The sequence below is a fragment of the Rhodanobacter sp. C01 genome (assembly GCF_002001045.1).
Lineage (GTDB): Bacteria > Pseudomonadota > Gammaproteobacteria > Xanthomonadales > Rhodanobacteraceae > Rhodanobacter.
Genome location: NZ_MUNR01000014.1, coordinates 496064 through 519618 on the forward strand (window position 1 = coordinate 496064; position 23555 = coordinate 519618).

At 63.6% G+C, this 23555-nt stretch carries 21 protein-coding genes, 1 tRNA gene and 1 pseudogene; 18 read left to right on the plus strand and 5 right to left on the minus strand.

Annotated features, from left to right (window positions below; genetic code table 11):
- Positions 1 to 30 precede the first annotated feature (30 nt).
- Both glnD and B0E50_RS16425 read left to right on the plus strand, forming a co-directional pair.
- Positions 31 to 2679 (plus strand): [protein-PII] uridylyltransferase, encoded by a 2649-nt coding sequence (gene glnD, locus B0E50_RS16420; protein WP_077442389.1) that lies wholly within the window; start codon positions 31 to 33, stop codon positions 2677 to 2679.
- Between the two features lie 84 nt (positions 2680 to 2763).
- On the plus strand, positions 2764 to 3213 hold the full coding sequence (locus B0E50_RS16425; protein ID WP_077442390.1) for a CopD family protein: 450 nt from the start codon (positions 2764 to 2766) through the stop codon (positions 3211 to 3213).
- Positions 3214 to 3233: 20 nt separating this feature from the next.
- On the opposite strand, the gene B0E50_RS16430 is transcribed toward B0E50_RS16425, so the two are convergent.
- Positions 3234 to 4244, minus strand: coding sequence for an NAD-dependent epimerase (locus B0E50_RS16430; RefSeq protein WP_077442391.1), 1011 nt, complete (start codon positions 4242 to 4244; stop codon positions 3234 to 3236).
- A gap of 255 nt (positions 4245 to 4499) precedes the next feature.
- Between B0E50_RS16430 and thrS the strand changes: the two genes are divergently transcribed.
- The 10 genes from thrS (at position 4500) to B0E50_RS16480 (ending at position 12900) form a co-directional block, all read left to right on the plus strand.
- Positions 4500 to 6401, plus strand: a complete 1902-nt coding sequence (gene thrS / locus B0E50_RS16435; RefSeq protein ID WP_077442392.1) for a threonine--tRNA ligase — start codon at positions 4500 to 4502, stop codon at positions 6399 to 6401.
- Between the two features lie 44 nt (positions 6402 to 6445).
- Positions 6446 to 6973, plus strand: coding sequence for a translation initiation factor IF-3 (infC, locus tag B0E50_RS16440; protein ID WP_077442393.1), 528 nt, complete (start codon positions 6446 to 6448; stop codon positions 6971 to 6973).
- A 191-nt stretch (positions 6974 to 7164) separates the two neighbouring features.
- Positions 7165 to 7362 (plus strand): 50S ribosomal protein L35, encoded by a 198-nt coding sequence (rpmI, locus tag B0E50_RS16445; RefSeq protein WP_038615747.1) that lies wholly within the window; start codon positions 7165 to 7167, stop codon positions 7360 to 7362.
- Positions 7363 to 7378: 16 nt separating this feature from the next.
- Positions 7379 to 7738 carry a 50S ribosomal protein L20 gene (rplT, locus tag B0E50_RS16450; protein WP_007804486.1) on the plus strand — a complete coding sequence of 120 codons (360 nt, stop codon included), beginning with the start codon at positions 7379 to 7381 and terminating at the stop codon, positions 7736 to 7738.
- 109 nt (positions 7739 to 7847) lie between these two features.
- Positions 7848 to 8858, plus strand: coding sequence for a phenylalanine--tRNA ligase subunit alpha (pheS, locus tag B0E50_RS16455; protein WP_077442394.1), 1011 nt, complete (start codon positions 7848 to 7850; stop codon positions 8856 to 8858).
- 21 nt (positions 8859 to 8879) lie between these two features.
- On the plus strand, positions 8880 to 11255 hold the full coding sequence (gene pheT, locus B0E50_RS16460; protein ID WP_077442395.1) for a phenylalanine--tRNA ligase subunit beta: 2376 nt from the start codon (positions 8880 to 8882) through the stop codon (positions 11253 to 11255).
- A 1-nt stretch (position 11256) separates the two neighbouring features.
- On the plus strand, positions 11257 to 11556 hold the full coding sequence (gene ihfA, locus B0E50_RS16465; protein WP_077442396.1) for an integration host factor subunit alpha: 300 nt from the start codon (positions 11257 to 11259) through the stop codon (positions 11554 to 11556).
- Complete coding sequence (locus B0E50_RS16470; protein ID WP_077442397.1) at positions 11537 to 11893, plus strand: MerR family transcriptional regulator; 357 nt, start codon at positions 11537 to 11539, stop codon at positions 11891 to 11893. Before ihfA ends, B0E50_RS16470 begins: the two co-directional genes overlap by 20 nt.
- A gap of 69 nt (positions 11894 to 11962) precedes the next feature.
- Positions 11963 to 12039 (plus strand) — tRNA-Pro (locus B0E50_RS16475).
- A gap of 114 nt (positions 12040 to 12153) precedes the next feature.
- Positions 12154 to 12900 carry a hypothetical protein gene (locus tag B0E50_RS16480; protein ID WP_077442398.1) on the plus strand — a complete coding sequence of 249 codons (747 nt, stop codon included), beginning with the start codon at positions 12154 to 12156 and terminating at the stop codon, positions 12898 to 12900.
- A 50-nt stretch (positions 12901 to 12950) separates the two neighbouring features.
- On the opposite strand, the gene serA is transcribed toward B0E50_RS16480, so the two are convergent.
- Positions 12951 to 14183: a phosphoglycerate dehydrogenase gene (gene serA, locus B0E50_RS16485; RefSeq protein WP_077442399.1), complete on the minus strand. Its 1233-nt coding sequence runs from the start codon at positions 14181 to 14183 to the stop codon at positions 12951 to 12953.
- A 120-nt stretch (positions 14184 to 14303) separates the two neighbouring features.
- Between serA and B0E50_RS16490 the strand changes: the two genes are divergently transcribed.
- Both B0E50_RS16490 and pip read left to right on the plus strand, forming a co-directional pair.
- The gene (locus B0E50_RS16490) at positions 14304 to 15689 is read left to right on the plus strand and encodes an FAD-binding oxidoreductase (protein ID WP_077442400.1); all 1386 of its coding nucleotides are present in this window, start codon (positions 14304 to 14306) and stop codon (positions 15687 to 15689) included.
- A gap of 69 nt (positions 15690 to 15758) precedes the next feature.
- Positions 15759 to 16715 carry a prolyl aminopeptidase gene (pip, locus tag B0E50_RS16495; RefSeq protein ID WP_077442401.1) on the plus strand — a complete coding sequence of 319 codons (957 nt, stop codon included), beginning with the start codon at positions 15759 to 15761 and terminating at the stop codon, positions 16713 to 16715.
- Positions 16716 to 16751: 36 nt separating this feature from the next.
- Here the strand turns inward: pip and upp are convergent, their stop codons facing one another.
- From upp to B0E50_RS16510, 3 genes are all read right to left on the minus strand, one after another.
- Positions 16752 to 17396 (minus strand): uracil phosphoribosyltransferase, encoded by a 645-nt coding sequence (gene upp / locus B0E50_RS16500; protein WP_077442402.1) that lies wholly within the window; start codon positions 17394 to 17396, stop codon positions 16752 to 16754.
- 115 nt (positions 17397 to 17511) lie between these two features.
- A complete protein-coding gene (locus B0E50_RS16505) occupies positions 17512 to 17913 on the minus strand; it encodes a PsiF family protein (RefSeq protein WP_077442403.1) in 402 nt (133 codons plus the stop codon).
- Positions 17914 to 18103: 190 nt separating this feature from the next.
- On the minus strand, positions 18104 to 19600 hold the full coding sequence (locus B0E50_RS16510) for an aminotransferase class III-fold pyridoxal phosphate-dependent enzyme (RefSeq protein ID WP_077442658.1): 1497 nt from the start codon (positions 19598 to 19600) through the stop codon (positions 18104 to 18106).
- Positions 19601 to 19891: 291 nt separating this feature from the next.
- Here B0E50_RS16510 and B0E50_RS16515 point away from each other — a divergent pair.
- The 4 genes and pseudogenes from B0E50_RS16515 (at position 19892) to B0E50_RS16530 (ending at position 23553) form a co-directional block, all read left to right on the plus strand.
- Positions 19892 to 20810: pseudogene (locus B0E50_RS16515) on the plus strand (ABC transporter ATP-binding protein).
- A 1-nt stretch (position 20811) separates the two neighbouring features.
- Entirely contained in the window at positions 20812 to 21603 is a 792-nt protein-coding gene (locus B0E50_RS16520; protein ID WP_077442404.1) for an ABC transporter permease, read from the plus strand.
- 44 nt (positions 21604 to 21647) lie between these two features.
- Positions 21648 to 22877 (plus strand): sensor histidine kinase, encoded by a 1230-nt coding sequence (locus B0E50_RS16525; RefSeq protein WP_077442405.1) that lies wholly within the window; start codon positions 21648 to 21650, stop codon positions 22875 to 22877.
- 73 nt (positions 22878 to 22950) lie between these two features.
- Entirely contained in the window at positions 22951 to 23553 is a 603-nt protein-coding gene (locus B0E50_RS16530) for a response regulator transcription factor (RefSeq protein WP_077442406.1), read from the plus strand.
- The last annotated feature ends 2 nt before the right edge of the window (positions 23554 to 23555 follow it).

Genomic DNA, 23555 nt, shown 5'->3' on the forward strand with positions numbered 1-23555 from the left:
CGACAGGCGTTTGCGGAGTTCCAGCTGACCATGTTGCCGACACCAGGCCCCATTGTGTTGCCGCCGCTGCCGCGCCTGCCCGTGGCGGTGCCGCGCTCCGGTGTTTCTGCCGAAGCGCGTCGCGCGTTGCGCCAGTTGCTGGGCGACGTCGACCGTGCACTGGCTACTGCGTTCAGGGATGGCGCCGATGCCAGTGTCCTGGCGCGACGCCGTGGCGAGTCGGTCGAGCGGGTGGTGGCACATGTGTGGATGGCATGTCTCGGCGAGGTCAGTGGGACGGCGCTGTTCGCGGTCGGTGGTTTCGGTCGTGGCCTGCTGTTTCCGTATTCGGATGTGGATTTGCTGGCGCTGGTGGAAATGCCCGAGCCGGCGCTTCTGCGCGCACTCGAGCAGTTCTTTGCCACGCTTTGGGATGTCGGCCTGAAGGTTGGGCATGCCGTGCGCGATCCGGCGCAATGCCGCGCGCTGGCGGCACAGGACGCCAGTGTTTTCACCAGTCTGCTGGATGCGCGCCGGCTGGCTGGTGATCCGGCACTTGATGCCCGTTTGCGTGCCATCGTCGACGACTCAGCCTTGTGGCCGCCACGCATGTATCTGGCTGCAAGGCTGGCCGAGCGCGACGCACGGCATGCCCGCTATGACGATACTGCCTACAACCTCGAACCAAACCTCAAGGATGGTCCCGGCGGACTGCGTACGCTCGATTCGCTGCGCTGGATAGGCCAGCGGCTGGCGCATGCGGACGATCTGTCTGCCATGGTGACCGAAGGTTTGCTCGATCCCGCCGAGCAGGCTGCGCTGGAGCAGTCCGAAGCCACCTTGCGCCGTTATCGCTATGCACTGCATCTGGAGGCCGGTCGTCCCGAAGAAAGACTGCTGTTCGACTACCAGCGCGCGCTGGCCGCACGGCTGGGGTTCGAGGACGAGCACGCGAAGAATCTCGGGGTCGAACAGTTCATGCAGGGTTATTACCGCGCAGCCAGCCAGGTCGAGCGGCTGGGCGTGCAGGTGGCGGAGCGTTTCGAGGAAATGCTGGAGTCGCCGGGCGAGGCGGAACCGGTCGGCACCGATTTCGTGCGTTACGGCAAGCGCCTGGCGGCCCGGGATCCGCAATTGTTCATGCAGCGACCCGCCGCGCTGGTGGAGATCTTCATCGCGCGACTGGATCAGCCGGGCGTGGTCGGCTTCAGCGCCGACACCATGCGCCGCATTCACCAGGCGACCGCCGAACTCGGCGACGTGCTGGCGAATGACGGGGATGTGCTGGCAGCCTTCCTTCGACTGTTGCGGCGCGGGGCGCCTGCAGTGGAGGCGCTGTGGCGGATGAACCGGCACGGTCTGCTGGCAGCAATCCTGCCGGCTTTCGGCAAAGTGTTCGGGCGCATGCAATACGACCTGTTCCATGTCTACACGGTCGACGAGCACACCTTGCGCGTGCTGCGCAACATGGCGCGGTTTGCCGATCCCGCAGCGCGGCGCGAGTTTCCTTTGGGCTGCGAGATTTGGGCTGGTTTGCCCGCGCCGGAGGTGCTGCTGCTGGCCGCGTTGTTCCATGACATCGCGAAAGGGCGCGGCGGCGATCACTCTGTGCTGGGCGAGGAGGATGCGCGCGCATTCTGCACGCGACTTGACCTGCCGCACAGCGATGTCGAGCGGGTTGCGTGGCTGGTGCGCTGGCACCTGCTGATGAGCACCACCGCGCAGCGCCAGGACATCACTGATCCGGACGTGGTTCATCGGTTTGCCGAGCAGGTCGACAATCGCGAGCGGCTTGGCCAGCTGTACCTGCTGACCATTGCCGACATCATCGGCACCAGCCCGCGGCTGTGGAACGGCTGGAAGGATCGCCTGCTGTCCGACCTGTGCATCGCCACCCGCTACGCCATGCGCAGTGACGTCGAATTGCCGCGCGACATCGGCGAACGCGTGCGCGAGTGTTCCGACCATGCGCTGGCCCTGTTGATGAACGAGGGCTACGCCGAAGCTGATGTGGTGCGTGTGTGGGCTGATTTTCCGCAGCTCAGCTTCCTGCGCCATCGGCCCGAGCAGATCGCCTGGCAGACCGACGCGATCCTGCGTGCAGGTGGTGCGGTGCCGTTGGTTGCGGTGCATCCGCTGTCAGTGCGCGGCAGCACGGAATTGTTCGTCTATACGCCCGATCGCGATGGTCTGTTCGCCACCGTTACGGCGGTGCTGGACCGGTTGCGCCTGTCGGTGGTGGAGTCGCGCGTGCTCAGCTCGCCGACCGGAATGGCATTGGACACTTTCCTGCTGCTCGATGCGGATACCCAGCAATCGATCGGTGCCGCGCGTGCCGAGGAACTGCAGCAGCGTCTGCAGCGCGCTCTGGTGCAGTCCAGCGGTGTACAGCCGAGCAAGCGCGGCATGTCGCGCCATCAGAAACACTTCCAGATGACCCCGCAGATCAGCTTCCATGCCGCTGGCGATCGCACCCAGCTGGCACTGGTCGGCGCCGACCGTCCGGGTCTGCTCGCCGCGGTGGCGTTGGTCATGCTGCAAACCGAGGTTCGCGTACACGATGCGCGCATTGCGACATTCGGCGAGCGCGTGGAGGATTTCTTCCAGCTGACTGATCGCCACAATGCACCGCTCGGTATCGCGCAGCAGGAGCGCCTGCTGCAGGCCTTGCTGGAACGGATCGGGCCGGGCAGGGACTGAGTGCCGCAGTACCGGTGTGAGCGGGATGACTCACGTTATCATCGCCGATGCTGCGCTTGGGCAGCTCCCGCTGGCGATCCCGTTGTGACCTATCTGCTGATCAAATCGTTGCACCTGTTGTTCGTCATTGCCTGGATGGCGACGGTGTTCTACCTGCCCCGCATCCTGGTGAACCTGGCCGAGTCGGCCGGTGAGCCGGCCGTGCAGGCGCGGCTGCAGCTGATGGGGCGGCGGCTGTACAAGTTCGGCCACAACATGTTCGGCCTCGCGTTCCTGTTCGGCTTGACGCTGTGGCAGGGCTGGCGGGTTTTTCCGCAGGCATTGCCGAACGTCACCACCTCGATGCACTGGATCGAGGCCAAGTTGACCCTGGTGGTGGTGCTGCTGGCGTACTTCATATGGGCCGGACGCATGCTCAAGCGCAGCGAGAAGGGCGGTGCACTGCCCTCGTCACGTACCTTGCGCTGGTTCAACGAGTTGCCTGTGCTGCTCTTGCTCGGCGTGATCTACCTGGTGATCGCCAAGCCGTTCTGAGGCTTGCCTCGACGGCGCCATCAAGCCTTGGCGTGATACTCGCGGTACCACGCGACGAAGTTCGCGACGCCTTGCTCGATACTGGTATTCGGCGCATAGCCGACATCCCGGCGCAACGCAGACACATCGGCCCAGGTATCGGGTACATCACCTGGCTGCATCGGCAGCAGACGCTTTTCGACGGTACGGCCGAGGTTCTGTTCCAGCAGCTCGATGAAGCGCAGCAGCTGCACGGGCTGGTCGTTGCCGATGTTGTAGACGCGGTACGGCGCACTCGATGTGCCCGGGTTCGGCAGCTCCGCGTTGTACGCAGGATCGGGTTCGGCTGGATGATCGAGCGCGCGGATCACGCCCTCGACGATGTCGTCGATATAGGTGAAGTCACGGCTGTGGTTGCCGTGGTTGAACACGTCGATCGGCTCACCCCGACTGATCCGGTCGGCGAACAGGATCGGCGACATATCGGGTCGGCCCCATGGTCCGTAGACGGTGAAGAAGCGCAAACCGGTGGTGGGCAGGCCGTACAGATGGCTATAGGTATGGGCCATCAGCTCATTCGCCTTCTTGCTGGCGGCGTAGAGGCTGACCGGGTGATCGACTGCGTCCTCCACTGCGAATGGCAGTTTGCGATTGGCGCCGTAGACGGAACTGGAGGAGGCATAGACCAGATGCTCGACCTTGCCATGCCGGCAGCCTTCGAGGATGTTGACGAAGCCGGCCAGATTGCTCTGCACGTAGGCGCGCGGATTCTGCAGCGAATAGCGCACGCCAGCCTGCGCGGCGAGATTCACCACCCGCTGCGGCTTGAATGTGGCGAACGCGTGGTCCACCGCGGCAGCATCGGCCAGATCGGCGCGCTGATGGGTGTAGTTCGGATGATCGGCAAAGCGCGCCAGTCGTGCTTCCTTCAACGCCGGATCGTAGTAGTTGTTGTGATTGTCGAAGCCGTGGACCACATCGCCGCGACCCAGCAGGCGCTGCGCCAGGGCGGCGCCAATGAAGCCGGCGGTGCCGGTGACCAGGATGCGCATGGACTGTCCTTGAGATGTCGGATCCATTCTATCGCCCAAGCACAGCCCGAGCGGCTGCCGGCGTGAGGATTGACAGGCAATTTGAGCTAAACTAGCGTTTCAACGATATCCATCCATGACGAGGTGGTCCGCGTCTTGCGCCGGCCGAGTGTGTGACATGGCAACTACTCACGCTTATTGCTGAATCCACCACGCCTTCGTGTTTTTCCGAGAAAGGGCGTCAGGCCCTTTTTTGCTTTTCAGAGAATGGTTCCCATGATTGAAATCACGCTACCCGACGGCAGCAAGCGGCCGTTCGAGCACCCCGTTACCGTGCAGGACGTGGCCGCCTCGATTGGCGCCGGTCTGGCCAAGGCAACCCTGGCTGGCAAGGTCGATGGCCAGCTGGTAGATGCCAGCTTCCCGATCGAGCATGACGCCAGCCTGCAGATCATCACCGACAAGAGCCCCGAGGCGCTGGAGATCTTGCGCCATTCCACCGCGCACCTGATGGGCCAGGCGGTACAGCGCCTGTTCCCCGGCGCGCAGGTGACGATCGGTCCGGTGATCGACAACGGCTTCTACTACGACTTTGCCTACGAACGTCCGTTCACGCCAGAGGACCTGCCGAAGATCGAGGCAGAGATGGAGAAGATCGTCGCCGAGCAGTTGCCGGTTACGCGCAGCGTGAAATCACGCGACGAGGCGGTGGCGTTCTTCCACGGGATGGGCGAGAACTACAAGGCCGAGATCATCGAGTCGATTCCGTCCGGCGAACCGTTGTCGCTGTATTCGCAGGGCGAGTTCACCGACCTGTGCCGCGGTCCGCACGTGCCGAACACCGGCAAGCTGCGCGCGTTCAAGCTGATGAAGGTGGCCGGCGCCTATTGGCGCGGCGATTCCAACAACGCGATGTTGTCGCGCATCTACGGCACGGCGTGGCTGAACGAGAAAGATCTGAAGGCCTACCTGTACCAACTGGAGGAGGCCGAGAAGCGCGACCACCGCAAGATCGGCAAGCAGCTCGACCTGTTCCACCAGCAGGAGGAAAGCCCGGGCATGGTGTTCTGGCACCCGAACGGCTGGGCGATCTGGCAGCAGGTCGAGCAGTACATGCGCGGCGTGTACCGTAAGAGCGGCTACCAGGAAGTGCGTTGCCCGATGGTGCTGGACGTGTCGTTGTGGAAGAAGTCCGGGCACTGGGACAACTATGCCGAAAACATGTTCTTCACCGAGTCGGAGAAGCACACGTTCGCACTGAAGCCGATGAACTGCCCGGGCCACGTGCAGGTGTTCAACACCGGCCTGCACAGTTACCGCGAGTTGCCGATCCGTTATGGCGAGTTCGGCGGCTGCCACCGCAACGAGCCGTCCGGCGCGCTGCACGGCATCATGCGCGTGCGCGCATTCACCCAGGACGATGGCCACATCTTCTGCACGCCGGATCAGGTCGAGGCGGAAGTTACCGCGTTCCATCTGCAGGCGATGAAGGTCTATGCCGACTTCGGCTTCACCGATCTGGCGATCAAGCTTGCATTGCGGCCGGAGAAGCGCATCGGTTCCGACGAGTTCTGGGATCGCACCGAGGAAATGCTGCGTCGCGCCCTGCGCGCGGCTGGCGTCGAATGGGAAGAGTTGCCGGGTGAGGGCGCGTTCTACGCCCCCAAGATCGAGTACCACCTGAAGGACTCGATCGGCCGCGCCTGGCAGGTCGGCACCATGCAGGTCGATTTCATGATGCCCGAGCGCCTGGACGCCGAATATGTGGACGAGCACTCGCAGAAACAGCATCCGGTGATGCTGCACCGGGCCATCGTGGGCTCGATGGAGCGCTTCATCGGCATCCTGATCGAGCATCACGCCGGCCTGCTGCCGCCTTGGCTGGCCCCGGTACAGGCAGTGGTGCTGAATATTACCGATGCACAGGGCGATTACGTCAGTCAGGTGACGCAAACCCTTGTCGACAAAGGTTTCCGGGTACAATCGGATTTGCGCAACGAGAAAGTCGGCTATAAAATCCGCGAGCATACGATGCAGAAAGTGCCTTATCTCCTCGTGGTCGGTGACCGCGAGAAAGAGACAGGTGCGGTTTCCGTGCGTACCCGCTCGGGTGAGGATCTGGGCAGCATGCCGCTGGCCGATTTCGTTGAGCGACTGGTGACCGAAACCCGGCGCTGAGCGCCGAGCGGTCAGTTTCATTACTTCTTCTGGAGGATCGTGGTATCGCTACCACCGACAACAAGGGCAATCGTCGTAACCTGGAAATCCGCGTTCCGCGGGTGCGTGTAATCGGCGCCGATGCCGAGCAGCTAGGTATCCTGACCCGTGACGAAGCGCTGGCACTGGCGCAGGAAGCGGGCATGGATCTGGTCGAGATCCAGCCGAACGGCGACCCGCCGGTCTGCCGCATCATGGATTACGGCAAGTTCAAGTTCGAAGCCCAGAAGAAGGCGCAGGCCGCCAAGAAGAAGCAGAAGCAGGTCGAAATCAAGGAAGTGAAGTTCCGCCCGGTCACGGACGTGGGCGACTACCAGATCAAGCTGCGCAACATGCTTCGCTTCCTCGAGGAAGGCGACAAGGTCAAGGTCACCATCCGCTTCCGCGGTCGCGAGATGTCACATCAGGATCTGGGCCAGAACCTGGCCAAGAAGATCCAGGAAGACGTTGGCGAGAACGGCCAGATCGAGTCGTTTCCACGGCTCGAAGGGCGCCAGATGGTCATGATGATCGGCCCCAAGAAGAAGCAGTAAGGCGAACGGCGACCTCCAGGTCGCCGTTTTGCATCTCCTCTCTGGTATCCGGCAGGTTTAATCCGTATAATCACCGGTTCGACCCGCATGGAAGGGTCGTGAACCGATCGTGGCAGGACGGAAAGTGTGGCTCGATTCCTTCGGGAATGGTCACCGCCTGATCAGTCAGAAACCAGATACGGAGCATTCTGATGCCCAAGATCAAGACCAACCGGGCGGCGGCGAAGCGTTTTCGCAAGACCGCGTCGGGCAAGTTCAAGGCAGGCCACGCGTTCAAGTCGCACATCCTGACCAAAAAGTCGACCAAGCGTAAGCGCGGTCTCCGTGCCACCAACCACGTCAAGGCTTGCGACACCAAGGGTGTAGCACGCATGTTGCCGTACTTGTAAGGCGAGGAGATAAACCATGGCTCGTGTAAAGCGTGGCGTTACCGCCCGTCGTCGTCACAAGAAAATCATCGGTCGTGCCAAGGGCTATTACAACGCCCGCCGCAAGGTCTTCCGCGTTGCCAACCAGGCCGTCATCAAGGCTGGTCAGTACGCCTATATCGGCCGCAAGCAGCGCAAGCGTCAGTTCCGTGCCCTGTGGATCGTCCGTATCAACGCCGCTGCGCGCATGTTCGGCCTGTCCTACAGCCGCCTGATCAATGGCCTGAGCAAGGCCGGGATCACGGTTGACCGCAAGGTGCTGGCCGACATCGCCGTGCACGACATCAAGGCATTTGGCGTGATTGCCGAGAAAGCGAAGGCCAGTCTGGCCGCTTGATCGTCGGACGCTCCTGCGTCAGCGCGATATGATGTAAAGCAAGCGGGGAGGAGGCCATGGTCTCCTCCCCGTTTTCGTTTCTGTGGATCCTCAAGCCGGAATCGCATCGATGGATGATCTGGACAGCCGCGCCGCGCAGGCGCTGGCCGAAATAGACAGGGCCGACACGCTGGAGGCGCTTGATGCACTGCGCGTCAGCCTGCTGGGCAAGAGCGGCATTGTCACCGCCGCATTGAGGGCGCTGGGTGCGTTGGCGCCTGACGAGCGCAAGGCGCGTGGTGCCGAGGTGAACAAGGTCAAGGATCGCCTCGCCGATGCGCTGACCGCACGCAAACAGGTGCTGGAGCAGGCCGAGCTGGATCGTCGGCTGGCATCCGAGAAACTCGACATCAGCCTGCCAGGGCGTGACGGTGAACGCGGCGGCATCCACCCGATCACGCGTGCGCTGGAGCGCATCAGCGCGATTTTTGCGCGACTCGGCTACCAGCGTGCCGACGGTCCGGAGATCGAGGACGATTGGCACAACTTCGAGGCGCTGAATTTCCCGCCGCACCACCCGGCGCGCGCCATGCACGACACCTTCTACTTCGGCGACGGGCGTCTGTTGCGCACGCATACCTCGCCGGTGCAGATCCGCTCGATGAAGGGGCGCCAGCCGCCGATCCGCATCATCGCGCCGGGCAAGGTCTATCGCAGCGATTCGGATCAGACCCATTCGCCGATGTTCCATCAGATCGAAGGCCTGCTGGTCGATGAGACTTCGAGCTTTGCCGACCTCAAGGGCACGCTGGCCGAGTTTATCCGTGCGTTCTTCGAGCGCGATTTCGAGATGCGTTTTCGCCCCAGCTATTTCCCCTTCACCGAGCCATCGGCCGAGGTGGATATCCGCTGGACCGAGCCTGATCAAAGCGGCTCAGACGGCGGCACGCGCTGGCTGGAGGTGCTGGGCTGCGGCATGGTGCATCCGACCGTGCTGGCGAACTGCGGCATCGATCCGGAGCGCTACACCGGCTTTGCCTTCGGCTTGGGCGTGGAGCGCTTTGCGATGTTGCGTTACGGCGTCTCCGATCTGCGCGCGTTCTTCGAGAACGATCTGCGCTTCCTCAAGCAGTTCGCCTAAGCGTCAGCAGGAAACGACACGATGAAATTTTCCGAGAATTGGCTGCGCGAGCTGGTCGAGATCAAGGCCGATCGCGCCGCACTGGCCCATGCGTTGACCATGGCGGGACTGGAAGTGGAAGAACTGACCGTGCTGGGCGAAGGCCTGGCCGGCGTGGTGGTGGCCGAGATCGTCGCCGCCGAGAAGCATCCCGAAGCCGATCGCCTGCAGGTGTGCAAGGTGGACGCGGGGCAGGGCGAGTTCCTGCAGATCGTCTGCGGCGCGCCGAATGCGCGCGTCGGCATCAAGGTGCCGCTGGCGATGGTGGGCGCAAGCCTGCCCGGCGGCATGTCGATCAAGGCGGCCAAGCTGCGTGGTGTGGAATCGTTCGGCATGCTGTGCTCGTCGAAGGAGCTGGGCATCGACGCCGATGCCTCAGGCCTGCTTGAGCTGCCGCTCGATGCGCCAGTAGGTCAGTCGCTCGCTGAATATCTGGGCCTGCCCGATGCCAGCATCGAGCTGAAGCTGACGCCGAATCGTCCCGACTGCCTGGGCTTAGTGGGGCTGGCGCACGATGTTGCAGCGCTGTTTGGCAGCGCAGTGAAAGTGCCCGCACAGGCTGCCGCAGCAGTTACCAGCGAAGCACATCGTGGCATCCGGCTCGAAGCCGGCAAGGATGCACCACGCTATCTGGGCCGCATCGTCGAAGGCATCGACCCGGCTGCGCGGACCCCGCTGTGGCTGGCCGAGCGCCTGCGCCGTTCCGGTCTGCGCCCGATCAGCGCGGTGGTCGACATCACCAACTACGTGATGCTGGAACTGGGTCAGCCGCTGCATGCGTTCGACAACGACACGCTCGAAGGCGACATCGTGGTGCGTCATGCGCACGCTGGCGAAACGCTGAAGCTGCTCGATGGATCGGCTGCGAAGCTCGATGCCGGCTTCGTGTTGATCGCCGACGAGCACAAGGCGCTCGCGGTGGCTGGCGTGATGGGCGGGTACGACTCGCGTGTCACCGATGGCACCCGCAACATTTTCTTGGAATCCGCACACTTCGCACCGGCCGCGATCATGGGGCGTGCACGCAAGCTCGGCATGCATACCGATGCCTCGCACCGTTTCGAGCGTGGCGTCGATCCGGAGTTGCCGCGCCGTGCGCTGGAGCGTGCCACCGAGCTGTTGCTGTCGATCGCCGGTGGCCATGCCGGCCCGGTGCTGGTCGCCGAGAATCTGGCTGACCTGCCGAAGCCGGCGACCGTGGTGCTGCGCCGTACGCGCCTCAAGCGCGTGCTGGGCGTGGACGTGGCCGATGCCGAAGTGGCGCGCATTTTCACTGCGCTGGGCATGCAGGTCGAGGTGCATGCCGAGGGATGGCAGATCACCGCGCCCAGCAGCCGCTTCGACATCGAGCGCGAGGAAGACCTCATCGAGGAAGTGGCGCGCATCTTCGGCTACGACAATATCCCCACGCATTCGCCGGCCGGTGCGCTGGCGCTGGCGATCGAGCCGGAAGCACGCATCAACGAGTTGGCGTTGCGCGAACAGCTGGCCGCACGGGGGTACTACGAGGCGGTGAACCTGTCCTTCGTTCCCGCCGAGCTGCTGGCGCGCTGGGGCTTCACCGAACGATTGGTGCCGCTGGCCAACCCGCTGTCCGCGGATCTGGCGATCATGCGTCCGTCGCTGTTGCCGGGCCTGATCGAGGCGTTGCGGCATAACCGGGCTCGCCAGCAGGAGCGCGTGCGACTGTTCGAGGTGGCCCGGGTATTTGCGGCGGGTGATCCGCCGGTGGAGACCCCGAGCCTGGCGATCGTTGCCTGTGGCAACGCGCGTGGCGAACAATGGGGCGAGCCGTCCCGTCAGCTCGATTTCCACGATCTCAAGGGTGACTTGGATGCCCTGATTGCCTGGGGCGGCGAGCCGCAGCGCTGGTCGGTGCATGCCGATGTGCCGGGCTGGCTGCATCCTGGCCGCGGCGCGCGGGTGACGCGCGATGGCGCCACGGTGGGCTATCTCGGTGCGCTGCATCCCCAGCTGGCCAAGGCGCTCGATCTGGGCGCCGACGTGCATGTGCTGGAGCTGGCGCTGGAGCCGCTGCTGGCTCGGCGCCTGCCGCTGGCGCAACCGGTTCCGCGATTTCCTGCGGTGCGCCGGGACATCGCGATGGATCTGCCGGAAGAAATCAGCTGGTCACAGATCGAGCAAACCGTTCGCGGCAGTGTGGGTGCGCGCCTGCAGGAACTGCGGCTGTTCGATCGCTACAGCGGCAAAGGGGTCGAAGCAGGCCGAAAAAGTCTCGCTATGGGCTTGATTTTACAGGACGCTTCACGCACCCTTACTGACGACGACGCGGATCGTTGCGTACGAGAAGCGATAGCTGCGTTGGAGCGGACATGCAAGGCAAAGCTGCGAGGATGAAATGGCGCTGACCAAGGCGGAAATGGCCGAGCGGCTGTTCCTCGATGTAGGCCTCAACAAGCGTGAGGCGAAGGAATTCGTGGACGCCTACTTCGAGGTAGTCCGCGAGGCGTTGGAAAATGGGGAGCAGGTGAAGTTGTCCGGTTTCGGCAACTTCGATCTGCGGCTGAAGAACCAGCGACCGGGGCGCAACCCGAAAACCGGCGAGGAGATTCCGATCTCCGCGCGGCGCGTGGTGACGTTCCGGCCGGGACAGAAACTCAAGGTAAGAGTCGAGGGCTATGCTGGATCAAGGGAATAACACAGAACTGCCCGCCATTCCGGCCAAGCGCTACTTCACCATCGGTGAGGTTGGCGAGCTTTGCGGTGTGAAGCCCCATGTGCTGCGTTACTGGGAGCAGGAATTTCCTGCGCTCAATCCGGTCAAGCGCCGCGGCAACCGACGTTATTACCAGCGCCATGACGTGCTGATGATCCGCCAGATCCGCTCACTGCTCTACGACGAGGGCTTCACCATCACCGGCGCGCGCGCGCGGCTGGAAGGCCCGCAGGCGCGGCTGGAGGCGAGCATGTCGCATCAGATCGTGCACCAGGTGCGACTGGAGCTGGAGGAAGTGCTGACGCTGCTGCGTCGCTGAAAGCAGTTGCTCGTCGTGGCTTCCGGCATGGCCCGGTGAGCTGCTAGACTTGCGGACTTGCTGATCAGTCGGGGCGTAGCGCAGCCTGGTAGCGCATCTGCCTGGGGGGCAGAGGGTCGTCGGTTCAAATCCGGCCGCCCCGACCAATTCGCAAGCATCACGTGACGGCGCCCTTGGGCGCCGTTGTCGTTTGTACGCAGGCGACAACACAGGCAATCGCGCTAGGCTGTGCCGGAATCCGTCCAGCCAGGAGGTTGCGTATGCCGTTGAACAGCTGTCATCCGGATGCCCCGCACATCAAGTTGAAGGCGCCTGACTGGTATGTCTCGGCGCTGATGCTTGATCGTGCGCTGGACGCGATCCTGCGCCGGCTCAAGAAGCTGGACCGCGAGCATGACATTCCCTACCTCGCTGGTTACAGCCAGGACGGCAAGACGATCTACATCGACCGTCATTTGCCGAAGAGCTTCACCTTCCGTGGCCGTACGGTCGAAGTGGATCGCTTCCTGATCCTGCATGAGGAAGTGGAGAAGACCCTGATCGACCAGCTCGGCCTGCACTATCTGCATGCCCACCAGATCGCCACCCGCGCCGAGGAAGCGGCGGTGAATGCCGAGCGCATCACCTGGAAGGCGTATGACCGCTTCATGCAGAAATACGTGAAATCGATCGGCGACGAACACCTGGTCAAGGTCCCTGCGGATCTCGATCTGAAGCCATACCGCGACTATCACGATTACGACCTGATGCAGCGGATGGCGCAGCATATTGATCGCACGCCTGGTACCAGTGCGAAGTTGCGCAATGAGCTGAAGGAATATGCCGCGGCGTTCCGCGAGCAGCACCGGCTGGAGCAGCGTCATGCGGCGGCTGGAAAGCCCTCAGCCAAGGCAGCTGCAGCGAGCGGGAATGGCGGCAAGCGTGCAGCCACGAAAACCCCGGCGAAGAAGGTGGTAGCCGCAAGAACGCCTGCCTCGCCCGGCAAGCCTCGTCCGTCCACCACTTGATGCGGATGGTCGTGCGGCAGCCGTGCGAGCGCACGGACTGCCGCACGCGATCAATACAGAACGCGGCTGCGCAGGGTGCCGGGGATCGCCGCCAGTTGGCCCTTGAGTTCGCTGGCCTGCTGCGCGTCGGCACTGACATCGATCACCACGTAGCCGACCTCGCTGTCGGTCTGCAGGAACTGTGCATCGATGTTGATGTTGCCGGCCGAGAACAGCTCGTTGATGCGTGAAAGCGTGCCTGGCACGTTGCGGTGGATGTGCAGCAGGCGGCGACTGTGCGGGTGTTCGGGCAGGGTGACTTCGGGGAAATTCACCGCCGACAGGGTGGAGCCGTTGTCGCTGTAACGGATCAGCTTGCTGGCAACCTCGATGCCGATGTTGTCCTGCGCCTCCAGCGTGCTGCCGCCGATGTGCGGGGTGAGGATGACGTTGTCCATGCCGACCAGCGGCGAGACGAAGGCATCGTCGTTGCCTTTCGGTTCGAGCGGGAAGACATCCACCGCGGCGCCTGCCAGGTGACCATCACGCAGCGCCGCGGCCAATGCGTCGATGTCCACCACGCTGCCGCGCGAGGCGTTGATCAGCATCGCGCCGGCGCGCATCTTCGCCAGTTGTTCGCGCCTGATCATCAGCTGCGTGGCGGGAGTTTCCGGCACGTGCAGGGTGACCACGTCGGCGCGTTCGAGCAGTTCGTCGAGACTGGAGACCGCGCGGGCATTGCCCAGCGAAAGCTTGGTTTCGATGTCGTGGAAGATCACCCGCATGCCAAGGCTCTCGGCCAGTACGCCGATCTGGGTGCCGATGTGGCCGTAGCCGACGATGCCGAGCACCTTGTCACGCGTTTCGAAGCTGCCGGCGGCGGACTTGGTCCAGCCGCCGCGATGGCACAGTGCATTTTTCTGCGGGATGCCGCGCAACAGCATGATCGCTTCGGCGATCACCAGCTCGGCCACGCTGCGCGTATTGGAGTAGGGCGCATTGAACACCGGCACGCCGAGCTTTCTGGCAGCGGCCAGATCCACCTGATTGGTTCCGATGCAGAAGCAGCCCACCGCAAGCAGCCGCTTGGCCTGCGCCAGCACATCTTCGCTGAGCTGGGTGCGCGAACGGATGCCGACGATATGTGCGTCGGCGATGCGCTGCCGCAACTCGGCCTCCGGCAACGATTTCGCATGCAGTTCGACCTGACTGTAACCGGCGCGGTGAAAGCTCTCGACCGCGCTGGCGCTGACGCCCTCCAGCAGCAACACCTTGATGTCTTGGCGGGGGTAGGAGGTTTGCATGCGTCGGCCCGGGCAGGAAGGAGTTCCTACTATGCCAGAGCCGGAGACGATTTGCGGCGCTGCAACACTGGACGTGGCGCGAGGTGGCTGGCAGGCTGTACGAACACTCTGGAGTCCTGCATGTCTGACGCCCGCCTTGCCGTCCTGTCCCGCCGGCTGCCCGATCTGCGCCTGCTCACGGCAGCGGGGGATCTGGAGCATTACGGCCGTGACTGGACCAGGCGCTGGACGCCAGCACCACTGGCCATCGCGTTGCCGACGAGCATCGACGAGGTGCAGGCGATCGTGCGCTGGGCCAACGAGCAAGACGTGGCCATCGTACCCTCGGGCGGCCGTACGGGTTTGTCCGGCGGGGCGGTTGCCGCGAATGGCGAGCTGGTGCTCAGCCTGGAGCGCATGAACCGCGTACTCGATTTCGATGCGGTCGATCGCACGCTTGTCGTGCAGCCGGGCATCATCCTGCAGACTGTGCACGAAGCCGCGCACACACATGGCCTGATCTATCCGGTCGATTTCGCCGCCCGCGGTTCGTGCTCGATCGGCGGCAATATCGCCACCAATGCGGGTGGCATCCGGGTGATCCGCTACGGCAACACGCGCGAATGGATCGTCGGGTTGAAGGTTGTGGCCGGCAACGGCGAGCTGCTGGAACTCAACCGCGGCCTGATCAAGAACTCCAGCGGCTACGATTTCCGCCAGCTGATGATCGGTTCGGAAGGCACGCTGGGGATCGTGGTGGAAGCCACGTTGAAGCTCACCGACCCACCGCCGTCGTCACAGGTGATGCTGCTGGCGTTGCCGGATATGGATGCCTTGATGCGGGTGTTTGCACTGTTCCGCGAACGGCTGCAGCTGCAGGCGTTCGAGTTCTTCACCGAAGTGGCGCTTAAGCACGTGCTGGCGCACGGGGCACAGCGGGCCATCGACGGCGACTATCCGTATTACGTGGTGACCGAGTTCGATGCCGATGACGAACCAGCGCAGGACGCCGCACTGGCGGCATTCGAACATGCCCTGGAGCAGGGCTGGGTCAGCGATGGCGTGATCGCGCAAAGTGAAGCGCAGGCGGCTGCGCTCTGGCGGTTGCGCGAAGGCGTCACGGAGAGCCTGGCATCGCGACGCCCGTACAAGAACGACGTGTCGGTGCGGATCAGCGCAGTGCCGGCGTTCCTGCACGAGATGCAGGCGTTGCTGGCACACGAGTATCCGCAGATCGAGGTGGTCTGGTTCGGCCATATCGGTGACGGCAACCTGCACATCAACGTGCTGCGGCCGGAAGACTTGCCCGAAGTGGCGTTCATTGCGCAATGCGAGCATGTCACCAAGTTGCTGGCGGAGACCCTGCAGCGACATGGTGGCAGCATCTCGGCCGAGCATGGCATCGGGCTGGTCAAGCGGGCCTACCTGGAGAGCACCCGCAGTGCGGCGGAAATCGCGCTGATGCAGGGCGTGCGCAAGGTGTTCGACCCGAACGGCATCTTCAATCCGGGTAAGCTTTTTTGCTGACGCCTGAGGGCCTCCAAACGAGGCCCATGTTAATCTGCACGGCTTGTCCGTTCGTTTTGAGGAGCCGTCATGTCGCCGCCGCTTCGTTCGCTGTATCCCGAGATCGAGCCGTTTGACAGTGGCATGCTCAAGGTTTCCGAGCTGCATACCCTGTATTACGAGCAGAGCGGCAATCCAAACGGCAAGCCGGTGGTGTTCCTGCACGGTGGCCCGGGTGGTGGTACCAATCCGAAGTGCCGGCGTTTCTTCGATCCGGCGATCTACCGCATCGTGCTGTTCGACCAGCGTGGTTGCGGCAAGTCCACGCCGCATGCGGAGCTGACCGACAACACCACCTGGGATCTGGTCGCCGACATCGAGCGTCTGCGCGGGCATCTGGCGATCGACCGCTGGCAGGTGTTCGGTGGTTCGTGGGGTTCCACGCTGGCGCTGGCGTATGCGCAGACACATCCGGACAAGGTGACCGAGCTGGTGCTGCGCGGCATCTTCATGTTGCGCCGCTGGGAACTGGAGTGGTTCTATCAGAAGGGTTGCGATGCGCTGTATCCGGATGCCTGGGAGACCTATCTCGATGCGATTCCGGAAGTCGAGCGCGGCGACCTGATGAGCGCCTACCATCGGCGGCTGACCAGCGCCGACGCGAAGACGCGTACCGACGCTGCCCGTGCGTGGTCCGTATGGGAGGGTGCCACCAGCTTCCTGTGGCAGGATCCGGCGCATATCGAATCCAGTGCCGAAGACGAATTCGCGCTGGCGTTCGCGCGCATCGAATGCCATTACTTCGTCAACGGCGGTTTTTTCGAACACGACGACCAGTTGCTGCGCAATGTCGATCGCATCCGCAAGATTCCGGCGGTGATCGTGCAGGGCCGCTACGACGTGGTATGCCCGCTGCGCAGCGCGTGGGATCTGCATCGTGCGTGGCCCGAGGCCGACCTGCACATCGTTCAGGATGCAGGGCATTCGGCATTCGAGCCGGGCATCCTGCACGAGCTGGTGGAAGCCACGGACCGTTTCGGCCGCTGAGTTCTTCAAGCCGCTCGTGCAAGAGCGGCTCTCCCATCATTCATTGGCCGACAGTTGCTTGGTGCCGAAGATCTTGTCGCCGGCATCGCCGAGGCCGGGCAGGATGTAGCCGTGCTCGTTCAGGCGTTCGTCGATCGAGGCGGTATAGATCTCGATGTCCGGATGCGCGGCCTCGATACGCTGGAGGCCTTCCGGTGCGGCGACCAGAAACAGTCCCTTGATGCGTTTGCAGCCGGCCGCTTTCAGCATGTCGACAGCGGCGATCAGGGTGCCGGCGGTGGCCAGCATCGGGTCGACGATCAGCGCGATGCGCTCGTCCATGCGGCCGCTGAGCTTTTCGTAATAGGCGACCGGTTGCAAGGTGTGTTCGTCACGCTGCACGCCGACCACGCTGACCTTGGCCGACGGGATCATGTCGAGCACGCCAGGCAACATGCCCAAGCCGGCACGCAGGATCGGCACGATGGTGATCTTCTTGCCCTTGATCCGGTGCACCTGCAGCGGGCCGGCCCAGCCGGCGATCTGTTCCTCGACGGTGTCCAGATCCTTGGTGGCTTCGTAGGTGAGCAGCGCGGCGACCTCGGAGGCCAGCTCGCGGAATTCCTTGGTGCTGATGCCGGCGCGACGCATCAGGCCGAGCTTGTGCCGGATCAGTGGATGACGAACTTCGACGATCTTCATGGTGACTGTCTTCAAAGGCAGCGCATGGTGCGCGACAGTCGAGGAGCTTAGCGAAGCAGCCCTGTACACGCACGCATGATCATGTGTGCGTGTACAGGACGTGGTGACGCGAGGGTTACGGCGTGGCGGCGGCTGCCGCGCTGCCCTTCAGACAGCTGCTCATGAAGGTCTTGTGGGCCGCACCAGTCGGTGCCTGGGTCTTGGCCTGGGCATTGCAGCTCTTCATCTTTTCCTGCTGGGTCTGCTTGGCGGTCATCGGTGCGGCTGCGGCAGGCGCTGCTGCAGCGGGCGTTGCCGCGGCCGTGCTACCACCCTTCATGCAGGTGCTTACCGCGCTCTTGTAGTCGGCCCCCTTTTTGCCCTTCGCGGCACTGCTGCAGTCAGACATGCGCTGCTGCGACGAGCTGAGCGTCTTGGCGGCAGGAGCGGCTGCGCTGGTCTGCGGCGTAGCTGCGAACGCGGTGCCCGCAAAGGCGAAAGCGGCACTGATGACCAGCATGCGTACTGACATCGACATCGTGGAGTCCTCCCTAGGTGACCGGCAGCTGCCGGCGTGGCAAGTCTATGCCGGCTGGCGACTGTCGTGGAAGGTCGGCGGATATCGGATGTACACGGTATTCATCTATGGCAACGCAGCCTGACTGCAATTGCCATGGACAAGGTCCGGGTAAAGCCTCTGCTAAGTTTGCCGGAGCAGAGCCAACCGGTCAGGCCGCCTCGGCCTTGGCCTTACGCGGTCCTTCCAGGAGTGCCTTGCGCACATGCGCCACGACCAGGTCGATTTCGGCACTGGTGACGTTGAAGTGCGGGGTGAATCGCAGCGAGTTGACGCCGCCGTGGATAACGCCGACGCCGTGTTCGCGCATGTATTCCTCGGTGGAATCGGCGCCGTAGCACTTGTACTCCGGGGCCAACTCGCAGGAGAACAGCAGGCCGGTGCCCTGCACCTTGGTGATCAGGCCGCCGAGCTCGTTCTTCAGCGCGTTGAGCTTGTCGACGAATTCCTTGCCGCGCTCGCGGATGTTGGCGCGCACGTCGTCGGTCAACTCGCCCAGCGTGGCCAGCGCCACGTCCAGCGCGCGTGGGTTCGCGGTCATGGTGTTGCCGTAGATACCCTTGCGGTACAGCCCGGCGGTACGCGCGCTGACCGCCAGCACCGACAGCGGATACTGGCCGGCGTTGAGCGCCTTGGAGAAGGTTTCCATGTCCGGTGCCGGCAGCTTCTCGAAGCCGGGGTAATCGGTGATCGACAGCACGCCATGTGCGCGCAGGCCAGCCTGGATCGAGTCGATCAGCAGCAGGGTGCCGTGGGCTTCGGTCAGCGCGCGCGCCGCCTTGTAGAACTCCGGAGTCACCGCGCGGCCCGGATCGCCTTCGCCCATCACCGGCTCAAGGAACATCGCCTCGATGAACCAGCCGTGCTTGTCGGCGTCGGCGAACGCTGCTTCCAGCTGTGCGATGTCATACGGTGCCACGGTGAGCACGCTGTCTTCGTGACGGTAGCTGGCCAGGTGTTGCTGATAGGTCTTGCGGCTGGAGTCGGAATACAACGCCGGCTTGTCGGTGCGACCGTGGAAGGCACCTTTTACCGCGAGGCGCTTGATCGTGCGGCCAGCGTAGCGACCACCGATATCGGTCATCAGTTTGGCATTGACGTCGGCAATGCGGCAGGCCAGCGAGACCGATTCGGAGCCGGAATTCAGGCACAGGTAATTCGTGTACGGACTGCCACCGCGGGTGCGTCCCAGCTCCTTGTCGAGCGCCATGGTAAAGCGCAGCTGCGACACGCTGGGCGCCATCACGTTGGCCATCACCTGCGGACGGCTCAGCGCTTCGAGGATCGCCGGGTCGTTGTGGCCGAAGCCGAGCATGCCGTAGCCGCCGTTGTCGTGCACCACGGCGCCCTTCAGGGTGACGATCCACGGACCGCGCGCCGCCGCAGCGAGATATGGGTTGATCGCATCGTCCGGGTAGAAGTTGACGAAGCCGGACTGGACCTGGCTCAACTGCTCGGCTTCATCCAGCTTGAGGAAATCGCCGAGATCGGCGCGCAACTCGTGATGGCGCGCCACGGCTTCGGCAATCGCCCGGACCAGCAGGGGATCGTTCGCCGCCATGCGCTCGATGCTGGCATCGTCCAGACCGGTGGTCCGCGGCTTGCCGCCGAATTCGCGCAGTTCGCGCAGCTGGTTGATCACGCCCATGATGAATCCTCCGTAGCTTCGCCGGGCGGCATGCAGCGCCGGGCTGGCAGACATTAGTGAATGCATGCCGGAACGCACGAAGAGGGTGCTTCCTGAATGCTTTCAGAGATTTAGGGCCGCCCAATCAGTGCCTTCCAGGTAGCCTTATCCCTCACAGGATACCTTGTGGCGCTTGCGGCCGTAACCCCGTGCCAATGCCATGGGTGACGGCTGTCACCCCCGATGACTGACGCCGGCGACTGACTGCCATGCCTTGTCCAGAGCAGGATGGATGGCACTGGAGGAGCCCGCATGCCGCATTCCCATGATTCGATTGCACGTCTCGACGGAGCCGTCAAACGCTATGGCCCACTCATCGCGCTGGATGGCGCCGACCTGCGCCTGCAGCACGGCGAATTGCTCGCATTGCTCGGTCCCAACGGTGCCGGCAAGACCACCGCGATCGGCCTGCTGCTGGGGCTGATCCGTGCCGATGCCGGTACGGTCGAGTTGTTCGGCCAGGATCCGCAGCGGATCGAGGCGCGTCGGCGCATCGGCGTGATGCTGCAGAGCGCCGAGCTGCCGCCAACCCTGCGGGTAGGTGAGCTGCTGCGGCTGACCGCCGGCGCCACGCACCCAGGCGGAGACCGCCGAACTGGCCGGCATTGCCGACCTGCTCAAGCGACCCTACGCGAAACTTTCCGGCGGCCAGCAGCGGCGCGTGCAATTTGCACTGGCGCTGTGCGGTCGACCCGAACTGCTGTTCCTGGACGAGCCCACCGTGGGCATGGACATCGAGGCGCGACAGAAGCTGTGGGCTGCGATCCGCCAGCTGATTGCCGAGGGTTGCTCGGTGCTGCTGACCACGCATTACCTGGAAGAGGCCGAGGCGCTCGCCGACCGCGTCTGCGTGATGGCGCATGGGCGGATGATCCATGAGGGCACGGTCGATGAGCTGCGTGCACGGGTAGCAATGAAGCGTATCCGTTGCCTGAGCGCGTTGCCACTCGAGGTAGTGAGGGGTTGGCCTGAAGTCAGTGAAGTACGTAGGGACGAGGAACGCCTGTACATCGCCACCGCCGATGCCGAACTCGTGGTGCGCCGGTTGCTTGATGCCGACCATCATCTGCGCGAACTGGAGGTACACCGTGCTGGCCTGGCCGAAGCGTTCACCGAACTCACCCGCGATGCCGACGAGGCATCGGATAACGACCAGCGCGAGGCCGCCTGAGATGGAAACCTTTTTCCCTGTCACCGAACTGGCAACAACGAATGCGATGCCGCGCAGTCGCGTCATCGGCGCCTATCTGGAAGAGGCGCGCAGCGAGTGTCTGCGTTATATGCGCGCGCCAGCCTTCATGCTGCCGATCATGCTGTTCCCCGGGATGTTCTACCTGTTCTTCGGGGTGCTGATGGGGAAGTCTGAAGGCGCCGATGCGGCGCGCTATTTGTTGGCCAGTTACGGCGTGTTCGGCGTGATGAGTCCGGGCCTGTTCGGTTTCGGCGTGTCGCTGGCACTGGAGCGCGATGGTGGCCTGCTGACGTTCAAGCGCGCATTGCCGATGCCGCCGGGTGCCTATCTGCTGGGCAAGATGCTGATGGCGATGGCCGCCGCCGCGGTGGTCATCCTGTTGCTGCTGACCATGGCGGTGTTGCTAGGGCATGTAGCGCTGAGTCCGTTGCATGCCGGTGCGTTGTTGCTCACTGGCATGCTCGGCGTGCTGCCGTTCTGCGCGCTGGGCATGTTCGTCGGCACCCTGATCAAGGGTCAGGGTGCACCCGGTGTGCTGCAGCTGATCTATCTGCCGATGTCGATCCTGTCCGGCCTGTGGTTTCCGCTGCCGATGCTGCCGAAGTTCCTGCAGCAGATCGCGCCGATCTGGCCGAGCTATCACCTCGACATGGTGGCGATGGCGGCAGTCGGCCTCAACAAGGAGGCAATCCTGATGCATGTGCTGGTGCTGCTCGGCATTGCCGTCGGCTTTCTGCTGCTGGCGGCGCGACGCCTGCGGCGGAACGGTTGAAGTAGCATGTCGTCCAGTCCGAGCCACCCGCGGAAAGCCCTGCCATGATCCCAGCCTTCATTGCCCGATGGTTCGCGCCGGCGCCGGATTCCGACGTGGCCGATGACCTTCGCCGCGGCAAATCGCCATGGGCCGACAGCGTGCACTTGCTGTGGTCGCTGTGGATCTTCATCACGCCGCTGTTCGATCGCGGCTTGCATGGCTACACCCTGACGTGGCTGCTGTGCACGCTGGGTTCGTATCCGGTGTTTCTGCTGCTGTTCGCCATGACTCAGCTGGCTCCGCGGCGGACTGCGTATCTCTACGCGTGGGGTATGGCGATACTGTGTTTCAGCTTGCTGCCCTGGTATTACAGCGGTCTGAGCTATTACGTGTACGCCTGCGTGATGTTGAGCCATTGCGACAGGCGGCACTTCCGCAGCTATGTGGTCCAGGTGTTGCTGATCAACGCCATATTCGTGGGACTGGCCTGGCGGATCGGCTACCCGGCGTCGTTGCTGGTGATCATGCCGGTTACGATCTTCGTCATCTGCACCATTGTCATGGTTGAACAGATCCACAAGGAAAAGGATGTCGCCCTCAGTCTTTCGCACGACGAGGTGCGCCGGCTCGCCGCCACGGCAGAGCGTGAACGGATCGGCCGCGATCTGCACGACTTGCTTGGCCATACCCTGTCGCTGATCACGCTCAAGCTCGAACTGTCGCGCAAGTTGTTCGACCGCGATGTCGACGCCGCCCGGCGCGAGGTTGAGGAAGCGGAAAAGGTGGCACGTCATGCGTTGGCCGAAGTACGCAGCGCAGTCACCGGCATCCGCGCCACCGATCTCGCTGCCGAATTGGCCTCGGCGCGGCTGCTGCTGGAATCCTCGCGGGTGCATCTGGATTACGGCGCGCTGCCCGCCGACCTGCCGGGCCACGTCGAGCGCGGCCTGTCGCTGATATTGCGCGAAGCGGTGACCAATATTGCGCGCCATGCCGATGCCAGTCAGGCCCGCATCGAGATGACGCGCGAGCGGGCCAGCGTCTGCATGCAGATCAGCGACAATGGTCGCGGTGGCATCGAGATTGACGGCAATGGCCTGTGCGGCATGCGCGAGCGGGTGCATGCGCTCGGCGGTACGCTGACTTTCGAGTCGCCGCGTGGTCAGGGATCGCGCCTGCGGGTGGCGATACCGCTGCCGATCATGCGTCTTGTTGAAACATCCCGATCATCGCTGGATCCGGCGCCTGCCGATTCGTTGACGCACACGATTCCGGGCCAACCTGTCGCGTGAGTCGATCCGCGCTCATGTCGGCACTAGCCACGACACCATTCTTTCGCCGCTGTGGACACCAGGAAGCCATCACATGATCCGAGTTCTTTTGGCCGAAGATCAGGCGATGGTGCGCGGCGCACTGTCGGCACTGCTGAATCTGGAGTCGGACATCGAGGTACTCGGGTCGGCCGCCGATGGCGAGGCCGCGTGGCGCGAGCTGCAACGCCTGAAGCCCGACGTGTTAGTCACCGATATCGAGATGCCGGGATTGACCGGACTGGAACTGGCGCAGCGCATCCAGCGCCAGGAGCTGCCGATGAAGGTAGTCATCGTCACGACCTTCGCGCGGCCTGGTTTCCTGCGTCGCGCGCTGGATGCTGGCGTGTCCGGTTATCTGTTGAAGGACGCGCCCGCCGAGAATCTCGCCGAGGCGTTGCGCACTGTGCATCGCGGCGGTCGCGCGATCGATCCGCAGTTGGCACTGGAAGCGTGGTCGGAAGCCGACCCGTTGAACGACCGCGAGCGCCAGGTACTGCGCTTGGCCGGTGAAGGCCAGTCGGCCGGCGACATCGCCACGCAGTTGAACCTGTCGCATGGCACCGTGCGCAATTATCTGTCCGAGGCGATCGGCAAGCTCGGTGTCGCCAACCGCATTGAGGCGTACCGGCTGGCGCGGCAGAAGGGCTGGCTGTAGTC

Excerpts from the sequence above, each read along its gene's own strand:
- upp (WP_077442402.1), bottom strand. The coding sequence starts at position 17,396 with ATGAAGATCGTCGAAGTTCGTCATCCACTGATCCGGCACAAGCTCGGC.
- thrS (WP_077442392.1), top strand. The coding sequence starts at position 4,500 with ATGATTGAAATCACGCTACCCGACGGCAGCAAGCGGCCGTTCGAGCAC.
- B0E50_RS16520 (WP_077442404.1), top strand. The coding sequence starts at position 20,812 with ATGGAAACCTTTTTCCCTGTCACCGAACTGGCAACAACGAATGCGATG.
- pip (WP_077442401.1), top strand. The coding sequence starts at position 15,759 with ATGTCGCCGCCGCTTCGTTCGCTGTATCCCGAGATCGAGCCGTTTGAC.
- ihfA (WP_077442396.1), top strand. The coding sequence starts at position 11,257 with ATGGCGCTGACCAAGGCGGAAATGGCCGAGCGGCTGTTCCTCGATGTA.
- B0E50_RS16490 (WP_077442400.1), top strand. The coding sequence starts at position 14,304 with ATGTCTGACGCCCGCCTTGCCGTCCTGTCCCGCCGGCTGCCCGATCTG.
- pheT (WP_077442395.1), top strand. The coding sequence starts at position 8,880 with ATGAAATTTTCCGAGAATTGGCTGCGCGAGCTGGTCGAGATCAAGGCC.
- B0E50_RS16510 (WP_077442658.1), bottom strand. The coding sequence starts at position 19,600 with ATGGGCGTGATCAACCAGCTGCGCGAACTGCGCGAATTCGGCGGCAAG.
- serA (WP_077442399.1), bottom strand. The coding sequence starts at position 14,183 with ATGCAAACCTCCTACCCCCGCCAAGACATCAAGGTGTTGCTGCTGGAG.
- rpmI (WP_038615747.1), top strand. The coding sequence starts at position 7,165 with ATGCCCAAGATCAAGACCAACCGGGCGGCGGCGAAGCGTTTTCGCAAG.
- glnD (WP_077442389.1), top strand. The coding sequence starts at position 31 with ATGTTGCCGACACCAGGCCCCATTGTGTTGCCGCCGCTGCCGCGCCTG.
- pheS (WP_077442394.1), top strand. The coding sequence starts at position 7,848 with ATGGATGATCTGGACAGCCGCGCCGCGCAGGCGCTGGCCGAAATAGAC.
- B0E50_RS16470 (WP_077442397.1), top strand. The coding sequence starts at position 11,537 with ATGCTGGATCAAGGGAATAACACAGAACTGCCCGCCATTCCGGCCAAG.
- B0E50_RS16430 (WP_077442391.1), bottom strand. The coding sequence starts at position 4,244 with ATGCGCATCCTGGTCACCGGCACCGCCGGCTTCATTGGCGCCGCCCTG.
- B0E50_RS16525 (WP_077442405.1), top strand. The coding sequence starts at position 21,648 with ATGATCCCAGCCTTCATTGCCCGATGGTTCGCGCCGGCGCCGGATTCC.
- rplT (WP_007804486.1), top strand. The coding sequence starts at position 7,379 with ATGGCTCGTGTAAAGCGTGGCGTTACCGCCCGTCGTCGTCACAAGAAA.
- B0E50_RS16480 (WP_077442398.1), top strand. The coding sequence starts at position 12,154 with ATGCCGTTGAACAGCTGTCATCCGGATGCCCCGCACATCAAGTTGAAG.
- B0E50_RS16505 (WP_077442403.1), bottom strand. The coding sequence starts at position 17,913 with ATGTCGATGTCAGTACGCATGCTGGTCATCAGTGCCGCTTTCGCCTTT.
- B0E50_RS16530 (WP_077442406.1), top strand. The coding sequence starts at position 22,951 with ATGATCCGAGTTCTTTTGGCCGAAGATCAGGCGATGGTGCGCGGCGCA.